Origin of the sequence: Actinoplanes couchii (assembly GCF_016862075.1) — a bacterium.
Lineage (GTDB): Bacteria > Actinomycetota > Actinomycetes > Mycobacteriales > Micromonosporaceae > Actinoplanes > Actinoplanes couchii.
Genome location: NZ_BOMG01000037.1, coordinates 23,833 through 40,217, shown reverse-complemented (window position 1 = coordinate 40,217; position 16,385 = coordinate 23,833). Strand labels below are relative to the sequence as shown.

Here is a 16,385-nt window from a genome sequence, read left to right as displayed (position 1 = left end):
TCGTGAAGCGGCTCTGGAGCCGGCTCGGAGTGCGTGTGGCGTCCGTTGGTCTTCTCGTGTCCGGTCTCGCCGGCGGCGTGTACCTGGGCCAGGACCGTGACGACGACGCCCCGCAAGCTCAGCAGCAGGTTGCGTCCACGCAGGTCGTCGACCAGGCGCAACAGCAGGCGGAGCAGGAGGAGCAGCTTCGGTTGCTGAAGGTGCGCGAGGCCACGCACGCCGCGGACCGGGCGCACCGGGCCGCCGCCGAGCAGGTCGCCGCCGCCAAGGCCGCCAGCGAGGTGAAGTCGGCCGCGTCCAAGGCGTGGAAGGCGGAGACCAAGGCCATCGCGGACAAGAAGGCCGAAGAGGCGAAGAAGAAGGCCGAGGAGACCGGCGGCGAGGTCGAGTTCACCGGCGACATCCCGGCGTCCTGCGACGAGTTCAGCGGTAGCCGGGCCACCGGCTGTGCCCTGATGATCGAGGCCGGCTTCAAGATCGAGCAGTTCTCCTGCCTCAACAAGCTGTGGAAGAAGGAGAGTGGCTGGAACTACAAGGCCACCAACCCCAGCTCCGGGGCGTACGGGATTCCGCAGTCCCTGCCGGGCAGCAAGATGGCGTCGGCCGGCAGCGACTGGAAGACCAACCCGGCCACCCAGATCAAGTGGGGCCTCGGCTACATCGAGGGCCGCTACGACACTCCCTGTGGCGCGTGGAGCCACTCGCAGAGCGTCGGCTGGTACTGAGTAACAAGCTTGGCGGAACGGGGTTGCGCGGCGTATCGCGTGGCCCCGTTTTTGCTGTGATCAAATGTCCATATGGTCCGAAAAGCGGCTCTGGTTGTCATCGTTCTCCTGGTGACGGCGACGCCCGCCCGGGCCGGCACCGGCAGTTTCCAGGCCCGTGACGACATCGGCAGTTTCCGGGCCCGTGATGTCATCGGCAGTTTCCGGGCCCGGGATGTCATCGGTGGCGACGTCGCCGGCGCCGGCCGGTTCCCCTGGGCGGTCCGGCTCTCGATGGGCTGCGGCGGCGCTCTGACCGCGCCCCGGGTCGTCCTCACCGCCGGGCACTGCGCCGGCCCCAGCGGACCCAATACCCGGATCACCGTCACCGCCGGCGCCACCGACCTCAAGGCCCGGAGCGCGATCACCGTCAGGTCGGTCGCGGTGTTCCGGTCGCCGGACTTCGTCACCGAGACCTCCGGCGACGACTGGGCGGTGATCCGGCTGGACCGCGAACTCGCCGTGCCGACCCTGCCGATCACCCGGGAGAACGTCGACACCGGCGAGTTCACCGTGATGGGCTGGGGACAGACCCGGGAGACCGCGCTGCGACAGGAGCGGCGTCTGCACTACGCCACCGTGCCGGCCATCCCGGACAAGCAGTGTGCGGCGGCGTACCGCAAATTCGGGGTGAAGCTGGTCGAGGACGAGTCGATCTGTGCCGGGCGGCACGGCGTCGACACGTGCCAGGGTGACTCCGGCGGTCCGATGGTCGGCCGGGACCGGAGCGGGCGATGGACCCAGATCGGCATCGTGAGCTGGGGACTGGGCTGCGCCCGGGACGGATATTTCGGTGTCTACACCCAGATAGCCAAGTTCCGTGCCGAGATCGAGGAGGCCACTAGCCGGTTTTCCTGAGTGGCCGCTTTCAGGAACGCCTGGGACCATCGATCCATGGGGTACGGCGGGTGGGCACCAGACGCACGAGCAGACGAGTCGACAAGGTTCGGGACCGACGCCTTCTACGCGTCGCTGGGCCGGGCGTTCGTGACGATGTGCGCGATCGTCCCGTTCCTGTTCCTGGTCGAGGCGATCGACGTGGCCCTCGGGCCCGGCACCCTCGACCTGGCCGGCGGCATCATCCCGCGGTCCGCCGAGGGCATCGACGGCATCCTCTTCAGCCCGTTCCTGCACGACGGATGGGAGCATCTCTACGGCAACGCGATCCCGCTGATCCTGCTGGGCACGTTCGCCCTGGCCGGTGGGGTCCGCCGGTTCATCTGGTCGACCGTCCTGATCATCGGCGTCTCCGGCGTCGGCGTCTGGTTCATCGGCGACCCACGGACCGTGGTGGTCGGCGCCAGCGGCGTGATCTTCGGCTGGCTGGGGCTGATCTTCGCCCGCGGCCTGGTCGAGCGGAGCTGGTGGCACTTCGCGGTGGCCGGGTTCATCGGGCTGCTCTACTGGTACCAGCTGTTCAACGTGCTGCCCACCGACCAGCGGATCTCCTGGCAGGGCCACCTGCTGGGCCTGGTCGGCGGCGTGCTCGCGGCGATCATCTTCCGCCGAAAGGCCTGACCCCTACGCCGGGGCGCGGTTTTCTTCTTTCGGGTTTCTTCTTTCCGGGGCGCGACCTTCCTCGTGCCAGGGCCGCGGCTCTCCCCTTTCCGGGGCGCGGCTCTCTTCTTTCCGGGGCTCGACCGGGTGGGTTCACCGGGACCACCGCGTCCGGCCCGGCGGTCGCCGGGCGGTCTGGAGTGACGCCTGCCTCGCGTGACGGGGCAGCGCGGGTCTCTTGCGGTTGTGGGGCCGAGCGGCGTACCGGAAAAGGGGTGGTCCGGGCTTTTCACGGCCCGGACCAGGACGGACGCGTCAGATGATCGGATCGCCCAGGGGGACCGTGGGGAGGTGGCCGTCGAAGTCGACCGCCGAGTAGAGGGCCAGTTTCTCCAGGCGGTGGTACGAGTCGATGGTCCGGATCGTGCCGCTCTTGGACCGCATCACGATCGACTGGGTGTGTGCGCCGCCGGACCGGTAACGGACGCCCTTCAGCAGGTCGCCGCTGGTCACGCCGGTCGCCACGAAGAAGCAGTTGTCCCCGGTGACCAGGTCGTCGGTGCTCAGCACCCGGTCCAGGTCGTGCCCGCCGGCGATCGCCTTCTCCCGCTCGGCGTCGTCGAGCGGCCACAGTTTCGCCTGGATCGTGCCGCCCAGACACTTCAGGGCACACGCCGCGGTGATGCCCTCCGGCGTGCCGCCGACACCCATCAGCACATCGACGTCCGATTCCAGGCGGGCCGCCGAGATCGCGCCGGCGATGTCACCGTCCGAGATGAACTTGATGTTGGCGCCCGCGTGCCGGACCTCCTCCACCAGCTTCGCGTGCCGGGGCCGGTCCAGGATGCACACCGTGACGTCGGACACCGACGACCGTTTGGCCTTCGCGATCCGACGCAGGTTCTCCTTCACCCCGGCATTGATGTCGACCACGTCCGCGCAGTCCGGGCCGACGGCGATCTTGTCCATGTAGAAGACCGCGCTCGGGTCGAACATCGCACCCCGCTCGGCGACCGCCAGCACCGCGATCGAGCCGGGCATGCCCTTGCTCATCAGCGTGGTGCCGTCGATCGGGTCGACCGCGACGTCCACCTCCGGTCCGGTGCCGTCACCGACCTTCTCGCCGTTGAAGAGCATCGGCGCTTCGTCCTTCTCGCCTTCGCCGATGACGACGACGCCCCGCATCTGGATCGAGTTGATGAGTTTGCGCATGGCGTCGACGGCGGCGCCGTCACCGCCGTTCTTGTCACCTCGGCCGACCCAGCGGCCGGCGGCCATGGCCGCGGCTTCGGTCACGCGGACGAGGTCGAGGGCGATGTTGCGGTCGAGGTCCTGAGGGACTCGGGCTGGCACGGGCGGCCTCCTCGCGACGTTGCGGGGCCAGGCAGCCGTCCCGCCGATCACGTCTGACCTTCACGGCCCTTGTCGGCCTCGTCAGCCCTTGTCGGCCCTCATCGGCCCTCGCTGGCCCTCATCTGCCCTCGCCGGCCCTCACCGGACCTTTGTCGGGCTTCGGCGGACCTTTGATGGGCCTTCACGGACCTTTGTCGGACTTGACGGACCTTGACGGACCTTGACGGACCTTGACGGGCTTTGACGGACCTTTGTCGGGGCGGCGCCTGGATTCGTCCTCCGATCCTGGCATCCGAGGACGTGCCAAGTCTCGGTTCAGCGACATGGTTAACAATGGGTTGGTGGAACCAGCCTCTTCCCCAGCTCCGGCTTCGCCCTCGCCTTCGGCCGGCGAGTCTCCTTCGGCCGCCGAAGCTTCTCCGGGCGCCGGGGCTCCTCCGGCTCCTTCGGCCTCCGGAGTTTTGTCGGGTGCCGGGGCTCCTTCGGCTTCTCGGGCTCCTTCGGTTGGCGGGGTTTCCCCGTCTGCCGAGGCCTCTTCGGGCGGTGGGGCCTCCTCGGTTGCCGAGGTCTCTTCAGGTGGTGGAGTTTCCACGGTTGCCGAGGCCTCTTCGGCTGCCGGGGTTTCTTCGGCCGTCGACGTCGAGGAGCAGGATCCGGTGCCGCGCCTTGCGCCCAAGGAGGGCCGCCGGCCTCGGGACATGATCATCTCGCTGCTGGTGCTGCTGGTCCCGATCGCGCTGATGATGGGCTTCTACCGGGTGGTGCTGGACGGGGACCGGCCGGTCTCGATCGACCCGGCCTCGTCGATCGACCTGGCGTCCCGGGCGTTCCCGGTCGCCGTGCCCGCGGGCCTGACCGAGGACCAGGACTGGCACATCACCTCGGCGAACTTCCGCCGCGAGGACAACGGGGCCACCCTGCGCATCGGCTACATCCCGCCGAGCGACAAGGCCATCCTGATGATCCAGAGCAACGTCGACGCGAGCGTCCTGGTCCCGGCCGAGGTCGGCGCGCAGGGCCAGCGGACCGGCACCTTCCGCACCGGACAGCGGACCTGGCTGCAGTACTCCGGCCGGACCAACGAGACCGCCCTGATCGCCACCGAGGAGACCCGGACCATCGTGATCCTCGGTGACAGCGCCGACACCGCGAACCTGGAGAAGCTGGCCACCGCGATCCCGTAGCCCTCTCCCGCACCGCACGACGCGCGGCGCGTGCTCCGCATCTCACGGTTGGCGGGTCACGCAGGCCACGCGTTACAGCGTCCCGCGAGGATTCGCCTGTCCGGTTTACTCCTCGGCTCGGGCCGCTCGGGCGGCGTCGATGCGCTCGCGGGCGCCGTCGAGCCGTCGGCGGCAGACGTCGGCCAGTTTTTCGCCGCGCTCCCACAGGGACAGCGACTCCTCCAGGCTGCCGCCGCCTCGCTCCAGTTTCTCGACCACGTCGGCCAGCTCGCTGCGGGCCTGCTCGTAGGTCATCGTGTCGTCGTCGCTCATCAGCTCTCCTGTGCCACTGCGTGAAACTCGCCCTCGGCGAGCCGGATCCGGAGGATGTCGCCGTCGGCCACCTCGCCCGCGGCGCGGACCACGTGACCGTCGGAACGTTGCACGATCGCGTAGCCCCGCTCCAGCGTTTTCGCCGGGGACAGCGCCCGCAGCCGGGCGACGGTGTGCTCCAGGGCGTCGTCCGCGCGGCCGAGCCGGTGCTCCAGGCTGCGGACGGCCCGGTCCCGCAGGGCGGTCGCCTCGGCGGCGCGCTGGTCGAGCAGCGCCTCCGGCCGGGCCAGCACCGGCCGGGACAGCCAGGACTCGATCCGCTGCCGCTCCCGGTCGATCAGGTGGGTGATCGCCCGGTCCAGCCGCGCTTTGGCGTGCGAGATCAGCCGCTGCTCCTCGGCCAGGTCGGGCACGATCCGCTCGGCCGCGTTGGTCGGGGTGGAGGCGCGCACGTCGGCGACGTGGTCGAGCAGCGGGCTGTCGGTCTCGTGGCCGATGGCGCTGACCACCGGCGTGCGGGCGGCGAACACCGCCCGGCACAGCGCCTCGTCGGAGAACGGCAGCAGGTCCTCGACGCTGCCGCCGCCCCGGGCGATCACGATCACGTCGATGGTGTCGTCGCCGTCCAGGACCTTGAGCGCGTCGATGATCTGCGGGACCGCGGTCGGGCCCTGGACCGGCACGTTCATCACCCGGAAGTCGACCGACGGCCAGCGGCGTTTCGCGTTGACCAGCACGTCGCGCTCGGCGGCGCTGGCCCGGCCGGTGACCAGGCCGACCCGGCGGGGCAGGAACGGCAGCCGGCGTTTGCGCTCGCGGGCGAACAGGCCCTCGGCGGCGAGGTGTTTCTTCAGCATCTCCAGCCGGGCCAGCAGCTCACCGAGCCCGACCTGGCGGATCTCGTCGGCCCGCAGGCTGAGGGTGCCGCGGGCCGGATAGAACTCGGGTTTGGCGTGCAGCACCACCCGGGCGCCCTCGGCCAGCTGGGGCGCGCCGGTGTGGATGACGTCGTTGCTGGTGGTGACGGTCAGACTGAGGTCGGTCGCCGGGTCGCGGAGGGTCAGGAAGACCACCGCGGAACCGGGACGGCGGCTGATCTGCGCGACCTGCCCGTCGACCCAGACCCAGCCCAGCTTGCCGATCCAGGCCGTGATCTTCTGGCTGACGACGCGGACCGGCCAGGGCTCGTCGGCGGTGCTGGGGTTGTTCACCGGGCCAGATTACGGAAGCCCACCGACATTTTCGCTCGCCCGGGGTTCGGCGTGGCCGCGGTACCGGCTCAGGTCGACCGGGGTGCGCCGCTCCGGCAGCAGCCGTTCGACCATGGCCAGGACGATGGCCAGCAGCAGCCCGGCGCAGCCCCAGAAGATCAGGTCGGCGGCGGTGTGGAACCAGTCGGCGAGTGGGAACGGGTAACCGAGGACCAGCCCGGCCAGCCCGGGGAGCGGCACCAGGAACAGTGCGGCGAGGCTCGGCACCGGGCGGCTCCGGATCAGCAGCAGGACGCCGCCGACACAGAGCCCGAGATGAAAGACCAGGTAGGTGACGGTGAGTCCACCGTCCAGTTCGACCGCGACGTCGAGAAGGCCGATGCCGAGCAGGAACCAGCCGGCCATCACGCGGAGCACCGCCGGGATCGATGCCCACATAAGTCGATTATGTGCCTGTCTGCTCGCCTGTGGCGGAGATCGCAGAGAGGCGAGGCGGGGGAAGGTGCACGTACCATGGCCGGGTGACTGAAGCTCGTAAGCGGGTCCTGCTCGCCAAGCCGCGTGGCTACTGCGCCGGCGTCGACCGCGCCGTGCAGACCGTCGAGGAGGCGCTGAAGCTCTACGGCGCCCCGGTCTACGTGCGCAAGCAGATCGTGCACAACAAACACGTGGTCAACACCCTGGAAGCCCGCGGCGCGATCTTCGTGGAGGAGAACTACGAGGTGCCCGAGGGCTCGACCGTGGTCTTCTCCGCGCACGGGGTGGCGCCCGAGGTGCACGAGCAGGCGCGCGAGCGCAACCTCAAGGCGATCGACGCGACCTGCCCGCTGGTGACGAAGGTGCACCACGAGGCGAAACGGTTCGCCGCCGAGGACTACGACATCCTGCTCATCGGTCACGAGGGCCACGAGGAGGTCATCGGCACCGCCGGTGAGGCGCCCCGGCACATCCAGCTCGTCGACGGCCCCGACGACGTGGAGAACGTGGTGGTGCGCGACCCGTCCAAGGTCGTCTGGCTTTCCCAGACCACCCTGTCGGTCGACGAGACGATGGAGACGGTGGCCCGGCTCAAGACGAAGCTGCCGCTGCTCCAGTCGCCGCCGAGCGACGACATCTGCTACGCCACGTCCAACCGCCAGCACGTGATCAAGGAGATCGCGCCGGAGTGCGACGTGGTGATCGTGGTCGGTTCGACCAACTCGTCCAACTCGGTGCGCCTGGTCGAGGTGGCCCTCGGTGCCGGCGCGCGGGCCGGTCACCTGATCGACTACGCCTCGGAGATCCAGGACGAGTGGCTGGAGGGCGCCACCACGGTCGGCGTCTCGTCCGGCGCCAGCGTCCCCGACGAGCTGGTCACCGAGGTCCTCGGCCACCTGGCGACGCGTGGTTTCGGTGAGGTCACCGAGTTCACCACCGCCGAGGAGCGGCTGACCTTCTCCCTCCCGCAGGAGCTCCGGCGGGACATGAAGAAGGCCGCCGCGGCGGCTGCCGCCGCTAGCTGAACTCGGGGGCCTGGGGCTGACGGGGAGCGACCTCCACCTGCACGGGTGGGAGCAACTCCTCGTCCGAGACGCCCATCTCGGCCATCTTGCGGGCGCTGACCAGCACCCGCGACTCCAGTGAACCGACCGCCCGGTTGTACGCGGTGACCGCCCCGGACAGCGATGTCCCCAGCTTGTCCACATGGTCGCCGAGCGTCGACAGCCGGGCGTACAGCTCCCGGGCCACCCCGTGCACGGCGGCCGCGTTGCGGGTCAGCGCCTCCTGCCGCCAGGAGTAGGCGACCGTCCGCAGCATCGCGATCAGGGTCGCCGGGGTGGCCAGCACGATGCCCCGCCGGAACGCGTGCTCCATCAGCGCCGGATCCCGCTGCAGGGCCGCGTCCAGGAACGGGTCGGCCGGCACGAAGAGCACCACGAAGTCCGGCGACGACTCGAACGCCGACCAGTACCGTTTCCCGGCCAGCGCGTCGATGTGCCCGCGCAGGTGCCGGGCGTGCTGGTCCAGGTGCCCGTCGCGGGTGTGCTCGTCCCGGGCCTCCATCGCGGACAGGTACCCCTCCAGGGGCGCCTTCGCGTCGACCACCACGGTCCGGCCCCCGTGCAGGCGGACGACCAGGTCCGGGCGTACGCCATGATCGTCTGTCGTGGCCGTGACCTGCTCGGCGAAATCACAGTGCTCCAGCAGCCCGGCCGCCTCGACGATCCGTTTCAGCTGGTGCTCGCCCCAGCGCCCGCGCACCTGCGGGGCACGCAACGCCGCCACCAGCTGCCGGGTCTCGGTGCGCAGCTCACCGGAGACCGCGCCCATCGACCGGACCTGTTCACGCAGCTCGGCGTAGGCGTCGACACGGTCGTGCTCGAGCTGCGCGACGCGTTCCTCGTACCGCCGCAGGGTGTCGTGCAACGGCGCGACCGCGCGGGCCACCGCCTCCTGGGACTGCACGGTCGCCTCATAGGACAGTGACCGCAGCGACTGCTCCAGGCGCTGCTCACCGTCCCGGGCGGCCTCGACGGTCGCCTCCAGCCGGGCGATGTCGGTCGCCGCGCGGGCCCGGGCCGCGAGCCAGCCCACCGCCCCACCGGCGGCCAGGCAGAGGAGGACCACGGCGAGTGTTGAGAACGTCACCCCCGAAGATTGCCAGACAGAAAACGCACAGGCGGCGCGGGTACGGTGGAGAACATGAAGGGCGTGTTGCTGATCCTGGCCATCGTCGCGGTGATCGCCTTGGTCATCGCCGCGACTCAACGAGGCGGGCAGGCCCGCCAGCAGACGAGTCTCGACGACGCGAAAGCGGAGGCGCAGAGGTGGTATGAGCGTCTCGGCGGTCAGGTGATGAACCTGAGCTCCGAGGAGCCCGCCGCGCGGCAGGCGCTGGCGGACGCGGGCGAGCGCTACAACGCCGCCGGCGGTCAACTGCAGAGCGCCAATTCGGTACGACAGTTCGAACTGGCCCGGGAGTCCGCTCTCGAGGGCCTGCAGTACGTCCGGGCCGCTCGCCTGGCGATGGGGCTCGATCCCGGGCCCGACCTGCCGCCGCTGAGTTCCGCCCAGGGCGCGGGTCAGATCACCCAGGCCCGTGAGGTGAGCGTGCAGGGCCACTCCTACAAGGCGGCGCCCCAGCCCGGTTCGGACACTCCGTATTACTACCCGGGTGGCCGTGTCCAGGGTCGCCCGGTGCCCGCCGGGTGGTATTCGACGCCGGTGTGGAAGACGGCGCTCGGCGCCGGCGCCGGTGTCCTCGGCGGCATGCTGATCTTCGACGCCCTGTTCTCACCGGGCTTCGGCGACTTCGGCGGCGGTGACTTCGGTGGTGGTGACATGGCCGGTGGCGACATGGCCGGTGGGGACTTCGGCGGTGGCGATCTCGGGGGCGGCGACTTCGGCGGGGACTTCGACTTCTGACCGTGGCTCTCTAACCGCGCTTGAGGTGCCGGTCCAGTTCGCGGCGCAGGGCTCGCGGTCCCGGCCAGATCTGGGTGAGGTCGGCGACGAAGGCCGGTCCGCGTGACGTGTCGGTCAGCGCCGGCCCGCCCGCCGCACCCGCCTGGACCGGGTGGACGCTGTCCAGGTCGACCGGGGTCACCTTGAGCACGGTCCGCAGGCCCTGCCGGTGGATCGCCGCGTCCGCGACGTCCGCCCAGTCCAGCAGGATCGGGTCGGACTCCTGGCTGGCGATCTCCAGCCCGCCGGAGGAGACCCGGATCCAGGTCTGCAGGGCGGCGCGGGCCGAGACCGCGTAGCCCCCGGCCACTCCGCCCCCGACCACCATCGCCTGGATGGCGATCGCCCACCACGGGTCACCGGTGTCACCGGCGATCAGGCCGATCACCGGTGACACCGCCAGGTAGGCGACCATCAGAACGACGAACATCATCAGGAAGGTCCGGCCCGGCGACGCCCGGAACAGCACCGCGTCCCGGGCGGGAGCCCGGACCTCCTCGGGAGCGATCGGCATACCCCCATCGTGGGTGCCGCGCTCAGAATGCGCAGGCGATCACCAGTTCCGGGCCGCCGTCGGGAAGCAGGTCGAGCTTGCCGATCCGGCCCGCCGCCCGGAGATCACCGTCGATCAGCGCCAGCCGCCGCACCAGCTCGGCGGAACCGCGTGCCTCGGCGAGCGGGATCTCGGTGCGCATCGACAGTTTCCGGTCCGACTTGGCCCGGCGGACCTGCCGCAACGCGTCCCCCGCCAGGTCCAGCAGCGCCGGGTCGGCCTCCGCCGGCTCGTCCCGGCCCGTCCGGCCGGCCGCCGGCAGCTCCTCCCGGGTCGGCCAGGTCGCCGTGTGCACCGAGCCGGGGCGCCACCACGACCAGACCTCCTCGGTGACGAACGGCAGGAACGGCGCGAACAGCCGCAACAGCACCGACAGGCCGGTGGCCAGCGCGGCCCGGGCCGAGTCGGCGCCCGGGCCGTCCCCGTACGCCCGGTCCTTGACCAGCTCGATGTAGTCGTCGCAGAACGTCCAGAAGAACGACTCGGTCGCCTGCAACGCGTCGGTGTGCTGGTACTCCTCGAACGCCGTGGTGGCCGCCGTGACCACCTCGCCCAGCCGGGCCAGCATCGCCAGGTCCAGCGGCTCGGTGACCGGCGCCGCCCCGACCTCGCCCAGGCCCAGGGCGAACTTCGACGCGTTCAGCAGCTTCGTCGCCAGCCGCCGGCCGACCTTCAGCTGGGCCGGCTCGAACGCCAGATCCGAGCCCGGACGGCCACCGGCCGCCCAGTAACGGACCGCGTCCGACCCGAACTGGTCGAGCATCTCGGTCGGCGTCTCCACCTCGTTGCCCAGCGACTTCGAGACCTTCTTGTGGTCCGGGTCGAGGATCCAGCCGGAGATCACCGCCTGCTTCCACGGCAGCTGATCGGCCCGCAGCACCGACGTGAACAGCCAGGTCCGGATGATCTCCTGGCCCTGCGGGCGCAGATCCATCGGATAGGTGCGGGCGTGCAGGTCCGGGTCGGTGCTCCAGCCGGTGACGATCTGCGGGGTCAGCGACGACGTCGCCCACGTGTCCATCACGTCCGGGTCGGCGGTGAAACCACCCGGGACGTCCCGCTGATCCTCGGTGAAGCCCGGCGGGCACTCCGACGACGGATCGACGGGCAGCGCACCGTCATCGGGCAGCAGCAGTCGCTCGTAGTCGGGCTCGCCGGTGGCGTCCAGGCCGTACCAGACCGGGATCGGGACACCGAAGAACCGCTGCCTGCTGATCAGCCAGTCACCGGTCAGGCCGTTGACCCAGTGGTCGTACCGGTGCCGCATGTTCTCCGGCGCCCACCGCAGCTCCCGGCCCCGGGCCAGCATCGACTCCCGCAGCTCCGGGTCACGGCCGCCGTTGCGGATGAACCACTGACGGCTCGTGACGATCTCCAGCGGGCGGTCGCCGCGCTCGTAGAACTTCACCGGATGGGTCACCGGCCGCGGCTCGCCGATCAGGTCACCGGTCTCCCGCAGGATCCGGACCATCTCGGTACGCGCGCCGTTGACCGTCAACCCGGCCAGCCCCTGATAGGCGGCGACCGGGACACCGTCCGGGGCGTCCGGCAGGAACCGGCCGTCCCGGCCCAGGACCACCCGGGTCTCCAGGCCCAGGTCACGCCACCAGACGACATCGGTCAGGTCACCGAACGTGCAGACCATCGCGATGCCGGTGCCCTTGTCGACCGCGGCCGCCTGATGCGCCCGGACCGGGACCTCGACGTCGAAGAACGGCGTCCGGACCGACGTCAGCCCCTCGAACCTCGGATCGCCGGGGTGATGCACCAGCGCGACACAGGCGGGCAGCAACTCCGGGCGGGTCGTGTCGATCTCCACGGAGCCGCCGTCCGGGCGGTGGAAACGCAATTTGTGGTACGCCCCGGGACGCTCGCGGTCCTCCAACTCGGCCTGCGCGACAGCCGTGCGGAAGCCGATGTCCCACAGCGTCGGGGCCTCCGACGTGTACGCCTGACCGGCGGCCAGGTTCGCCAGGAACGCCCGCTGCGAGATCGCCCGGGACTTGGCGCCGATCGTCGTGTACGTCAGGTCCCAGTCGACGGACAGGCCCAGCCGCCGCCACAGCGCCTCGAACCCCTTCTCGTCCTCGACCGTCAGCCGGTTGCACAGTTCGACGAAGTTGCGCCGGGAGATCGCCTGATGCTGTTTCGGCGCCTTGGCCGGAGGCTGCCACTCCGGGTCGTACGGCAGCGAAGGGTCACAGCGGACCCCGAACAGGTTCTGCACCCGGCGCTCGGTCGGCAGCCCGTTGTCGTCGAACCCCATCGGATAGAAGACGGACTTGCCGCGCATCCGCTGGAACCGCGCGACCGTATCGGTGTGCGTGTAGGAGAAGACGTGCCCGACATGCAGCGACCCGGATACGGTCGGCGGAGGGGTGTCGATCGAGTACACGTCGGCCCGCTCCTTGGAACGGTCGAACGCGTACGTAGCCTCCTCCTGCCAGCGCGGCGCCCACTTGCCCTCGAGCCCGTCCAGAGACGGCTTCTCGGGGATCCCGTGACGCCCGGCTCCCGTATCAGTCATGCGCGCAAGCGTAGGACCGCCTAGCCCACACGGCCACGCGTTTACCACCCACTCCGCCCGCCCCGGCGCCTACCGCCCGCCCCGCCCAGCGTCCCACCGCCCGGGCCGCTCCAGGCCGGCCTGCCCTGGCCCGCCCTCGCGTTCCATCGCCCGGGCCGGCTTCAGCGCCCCCTCCCGCCCTCCTTCGGATGATCGATTTCTTTCAGCGCCGGTGTTCTTCGTTCGTGTCTTCGTCAGCGGGCGGGGTGGGCCACACCGCGATCGCTGTCCGATCGTCGGTGAACGTCTCGCGGTAGAACGCCAGGTGCTGCGCGAACGCCAGCAGATCGGGCGGAGTCCGCCACCGGTCGGTCAGGAACCGGCCGACCGGTCCCGTAGTCGCTCCCAGCGGATCAGCCAGCCCGTCCGTCATCATGATCAACGGAGCGCCGGCCCGCAGATGGAACGCCCGCGCGTCCACTTCGGCCGCCCCCGGCAGTGATCTCACCGACCCCGAGTAGCCCGGCCGCGCCTTGTTGGCCGCGGCCTCGCTCTCGTTCCGGGTCAGCGGAACCCACTGCTCACCCTGGACGGTGAAAGCCGCCGAGTTCCCGGCGATGTCGGCGAGCATCGCCCGATGGACACCGGATGGCGACGCCGTGGTCGCGACGACGAACGCCAGAGCCGTACCCGACATGATCGCCCTAGCCTGCGCATGCGGCACCGGGTCGGCGGGATCTAGCCGGGTACCCCGCCGCTGCGCGGCCCTGCTCAGATACGGCCGGGCCAGCTCACAGATCACGTCGTTGGCGGACCGCACCACCCGATCCCACGGAACGCCGCCGATCTCGTCCGCCCACCGCGCCGGATCGTCCGACGGAGGCGAAGCAAGCAGATGGTCGACGAGCGCCCGGCTGACCCGATCACAGATCGCGGCGGCGGCCTCATGGGAGCGGGCCGCCGAGGAGACCCCGTCCGAGATGCAGCCGACCAGCCACTGCTGATCCTTGGTGAACCGCACGGCGTAAGCGTCCTGCCGAGGTTCCCCCCGCTCCTGATGCCCGACACCCCGCACCGACGCGGCCCGATAGACAAGGCCACCGACCTCGGCCCCGTCGATGGTGGTATCCGCCGGAGGATTCCGAAACCGCTCAGGAACCCGAACCCGAACCGAAGCCCGCTCCCCAAGCCCTCCGACAACCCACCGCTCGTCCGAGTGCCATGCCCACTCAACCGACCCCGCAGCCGCTCCTTCCAGCCCGGCAGCCGTTTCCTCCGGGCCAGTAGCCGTTCCCTCCGGGTCCGTAGCGGTTTCGTGCGACTCGGCGGCCGTTTCCTCCGCCCCCGCGGCCAGGTCCGGTGCGCCCTCGCTGGGACCGTCCGTGTCCTGCTCCTCTGTGCCTCCCGCTCGAACCGTGTTGGAGGGATCCGCCGAGAACTCCGGCCGAACCGTGTCCACAGAGCCTTCCGCGACACCCTGGTAAGCCGTGACCTCCATGCGAGCCGCGACATCCGGGTATGCCGTGACCTCGGGTTCAGCTGTGACCTTGGGCCCAGCCGGGATCCCAGATTCGACCGCTACCTCGGGTTCAACCGGGATCTCGGGTTCGCCCGCGACCTCCGGATGAACCTCGTGGACAGCGACGACTTCTTGGCCCGCGGTGACTTCCGAAATGATCGGGCCACCGGATGTAATGATCGGGCTACCGGATGTACCGTCCCCCGCGTCAGACGTGCCGTTTCCCGTGCCGGGTGCAATGTTTCCGGCGCCGGACGTGGCGTTCTCCGCGCCAGACGTGTCGCTCCCCGGGTTGTCCTGGCCGAGGACGGTCGTCTCCGGTTCCTCGCCGGCCCGGTCGGTGGCCTCCGAATCGACTCCGCGGCCCTCCGGCGCCGACTCGGATCGCTGGCCACCGTCACTCCGAACGGCCACCCGCCCGAACTGCAGCGTCTGCTCCTCGGACCGCTCGTTCACCGGCTCATTCGGTAAGGTCTGATCCGGATCCAGGGGCGGCTCAGACGTCAACGAGTGCACGACGGTGCGGTCTTCCGCAGGGTCGTCTTCGCACGGATGCTGAACGGTCTGATCCTCTTGCGGCTCCGCCCCCAGCTTGAGTGCAACCGTGTGCTCCTCGTGCCGGCCGACCTCAGGCATATGCCGGACGGTCAGTTCGTCCTGCACACCGACCTCCCGCACGTACCGCACGGTCAGGTCTTCTTGTAGACCGGCCTCCCGCACGTGAGGGACGGTCGTTTCCTCAACCGGACCGGTCTGCCGCACGTGGAGCATCGTCGGTTCCTCAGACAGGCCCGCCTGCGGCACGTGGAGCATTGTCGGTTCCTCGGACGCGCCGGCCTGCGGCACGTGAAGCATGGTCGGTTCCTCAGACGCGCCGGCCTGCCGTACGTGAAGCATGGTTGGCTCTTCGGACGCGTCGGCCGGCGGCATGTGGAGCACGGTTGTGTCTTCGGAGTGGTCGGCCGGGCTCGGGTGGGGCTCGGTCTTCTCCGCGGGTCGGCCGAGGTCGCGCAGGTTCAGGACCGTCGTGTTCTCGGAGGCCTGGTCCAGGCGGAAGATGGTCGTGGGCTCGTCGTCCTCGTCGTACCGGCCGGCCTCGTGACGCCGGGACCGGTACACCTGAGGGGAGCCCGGGGTCGCCTGCACCGGTTCGGTGACGGGCGGGCCGCCGAACAGCATCTGCCCGGACGGCTCGTCCGCGGGGTCGGGCTGACTGCTGGGATCCCACCCGTTCCAGGTGGTCGTGTCCGATTCGGCCTCGGCCGGAGCGCTCTCCGGGAGACCCGATTGTCCCGTTTCCGGGTTCCGTGCCTTCTTCGGCTCACGGCGTAGCCAGCCGCCCACCATATCGACACCCCACCCCGGTCGGTTCATGTTCGTCCAGCCCATCATCGTCGGACGATGCGACCCTGACCACCGCACTTTCGTCCCCGCCTCGGCAGCGGGCCCACGACAGGAGTTTCAGCGGAAGGCGGGGACGAGAGCGGGACCACCGAAACCGATCAGTCGCCGGACTCGAATTTCAGCAGCCACTCCTTGACTGGCACACCCCACCGGTAGCCACCGAACGAGCCGTCGGTGCGCAGCACCCGGTGACAGGGGGTGAACAGCGCGACCGGGTTGCGGGCGCAGGCGGCAGCGGCGGCCCGGACCGCCAACGGCCGGCCGGAGAGCTCGGCGAACCCGGTGTACGTCACCGGCGTGCCCGGTTTGATCCCGCGCATCACCTGCCACGCGTGCTGCATGAACTCACCGGCCGTGTGCTGCTCGACCGGGATCGCGTCGATGGCGGTCAGGTCGCCGCCCAGATAGGCCCGGACCGCCTCGCCGGCCTCGCCCGGATCGCCCGGTTGAACCGGCTCGCGCAGTGCCGGATGGACCAGGGTCATCAGCACCGGCACATCGGTGGTGAAGCCGGCCGCACGCACCGCGCCGGTCTTGCTGACCACGACGGTGAAGGGGCCGGCGGGGGTGTCCAGAGTCGAGTGGATGAGCATCGTTGTCTCCTCGTTCGGGGGCCGTCAGCGTGACGGATTCTTCCG

Annotated in this window: 15 protein-coding genes; 6 read left to right on the top strand and 9 right to left on the bottom strand. The window is 70.2% G+C overall.

Annotation, left to right across the window (positions count from 1 at the left end; translation table 11 throughout):
* Positions 1-2 precede the first annotated feature (2 nt).
* The 3 genes from Aco03nite_RS12590 (at position 3) to Aco03nite_RS12580 (ending at position 2,282) form a co-directional block, all read left to right on the top strand.
* Positions 3-725 (top strand): aggregation-promoting factor C-terminal-like domain-containing protein, encoded by a 723-nt coding sequence (locus tag Aco03nite_RS12590; RefSeq protein WP_203795235.1) that lies wholly within the window; start codon positions 3-5, stop codon positions 723-725.
* Positions 726-836: 111 nt separating this feature from the next.
* On the top strand, positions 837-1,622 hold the full coding sequence (locus Aco03nite_RS12585; RefSeq protein ID WP_239145097.1) for a S1 family serine peptidase: 786 nt from the start codon (positions 837-839) through the stop codon (positions 1,620-1,622).
* Between the two features lie 36 nt (positions 1,623-1,658).
* Positions 1,659-2,282, top strand: a complete 624-nt coding sequence (locus Aco03nite_RS12580; RefSeq protein WP_203795233.1) for a rhomboid family intramembrane serine protease — start codon at positions 1,659-1,661, stop codon at positions 2,280-2,282.
* 294 nt (positions 2,283-2,576) lie between these two features.
* Here the strand turns inward: Aco03nite_RS12580 and glpX are convergent, their stop codons facing one another.
* Positions 2,577-3,614 carry a class II fructose-bisphosphatase gene (glpX, locus tag Aco03nite_RS12575; protein WP_203795232.1) on the bottom strand — a complete coding sequence of 346 codons (1,038 nt, stop codon included), beginning with the start codon at positions 3,612-3,614 and terminating at the stop codon, positions 2,577-2,579.
* A 656-nt stretch (positions 3,615-4,270) separates the two neighbouring features.
* Between glpX and Aco03nite_RS12570 the strand changes: the two genes are divergently transcribed.
* The gene (locus Aco03nite_RS12570; protein ID WP_239145096.1) at positions 4,271-4,798 is read left to right on the top strand and encodes a DUF4245 domain-containing protein; all 528 of its coding nucleotides are present in this window, start codon (positions 4,271-4,273) and stop codon (positions 4,796-4,798) included.
* 105 nt (positions 4,799-4,903) lie between these two features.
* Here Aco03nite_RS12570 and Aco03nite_RS12565 read toward each other — a convergent pair whose 3' ends face one another.
* Genes Aco03nite_RS12565 through Aco03nite_RS12555 form a run of 3 tightly spaced genes read right to left on the bottom strand, consistent with a single transcriptional unit; the run spans position 4,904 to position 6,759 of the window.
* Positions 4,904-5,110, bottom strand: coding sequence for an exodeoxyribonuclease VII small subunit (locus Aco03nite_RS12565; protein WP_203795231.1), 207 nt, complete (start codon positions 5,108-5,110; stop codon positions 4,904-4,906).
* Positions 5,110-6,321 (bottom strand): exodeoxyribonuclease VII large subunit, encoded by a 1,212-nt coding sequence (gene xseA / locus Aco03nite_RS12560; RefSeq protein WP_203795230.1) that lies wholly within the window; start codon positions 6,319-6,321, stop codon positions 5,110-5,112. Before xseA ends, Aco03nite_RS12565 begins: the two co-directional genes overlap by 1 nt.
* A gap of 9 nt (positions 6,322-6,330) precedes the next feature.
* Positions 6,331-6,759, bottom strand: coding sequence for a hypothetical protein (locus Aco03nite_RS12555; protein WP_203795229.1), 429 nt, complete (start codon positions 6,757-6,759; stop codon positions 6,331-6,333).
* Between the two features lie 38 nt (positions 6,760-6,797).
* Here Aco03nite_RS12555 and Aco03nite_RS12550 point away from each other — a divergent pair, with 38 nt between their 5' ends.
* Positions 6,798-7,823: a 4-hydroxy-3-methylbut-2-enyl diphosphate reductase gene (locus Aco03nite_RS12550; protein ID WP_239145098.1), complete on the top strand. Its 1,026-nt coding sequence runs from the start codon at positions 6,798-6,800 to the stop codon at positions 7,821-7,823.
* Here the strand turns inward: Aco03nite_RS12550 and Aco03nite_RS12545 are convergent.
* A complete protein-coding gene (locus tag Aco03nite_RS12545; RefSeq protein WP_203795227.1) occupies positions 7,816-8,949 on the bottom strand; it encodes a DNA recombination protein RmuC in 1,134 nt (377 codons plus the stop codon). The genes Aco03nite_RS12550 and Aco03nite_RS12545 overlap by 8 nt on opposite strands.
* A 54-nt stretch (positions 8,950-9,003) precedes the next feature.
* On the opposite strand from Aco03nite_RS12545, the gene Aco03nite_RS12540 reads away from it, so the two are divergent.
* Positions 9,004-9,726: a hypothetical protein gene (locus Aco03nite_RS12540; protein WP_203795226.1), complete on the top strand. Its 723-nt coding sequence runs from the start codon at positions 9,004-9,006 to the stop codon at positions 9,724-9,726.
* A 10-nt stretch (positions 9,727-9,736) separates the two neighbouring features.
* Here Aco03nite_RS12540 and Aco03nite_RS12535 read toward each other — a convergent pair whose 3' ends face one another.
* The 4 genes from Aco03nite_RS12535 to Aco03nite_RS12520 all read right to left on the bottom strand — a co-directional run bounded on the left by Aco03nite_RS12535 (position 9,737) and on the right by Aco03nite_RS12520 (position 16,340).
* Positions 9,737-10,279, bottom strand: a complete 543-nt coding sequence (locus Aco03nite_RS12535; protein ID WP_203795225.1) for a hypothetical protein — start codon at positions 10,277-10,279, stop codon at positions 9,737-9,739.
* A 22-nt stretch (positions 10,280-10,301) separates the two neighbouring features.
* Positions 10,302-12,845 (bottom strand): valine--tRNA ligase, encoded by a 2,544-nt coding sequence (gene valS, locus Aco03nite_RS12530; protein WP_203795224.1) that lies wholly within the window; start codon positions 12,843-12,845, stop codon positions 10,302-10,304.
* A 202-nt stretch (positions 12,846-13,047) separates the two neighbouring features.
* Complete coding sequence (locus Aco03nite_RS12525; protein ID WP_203795223.1) at positions 13,048-15,735, bottom strand: protein phosphatase 2C domain-containing protein; 2,688 nt, start codon at positions 15,733-15,735, stop codon at positions 13,048-13,050.
* Between the two features lie 110 nt (positions 15,736-15,845).
* The gene (locus Aco03nite_RS12520) at positions 15,846-16,340 is read right to left on the bottom strand and encodes a methylated-DNA--[protein]-cysteine S-methyltransferase (RefSeq protein ID WP_203795222.1); all 495 of its coding nucleotides are present in this window, start codon (positions 16,338-16,340) and stop codon (positions 15,846-15,848) included.
* Positions 16,341-16,385: the final 45 nt, after the last annotated feature.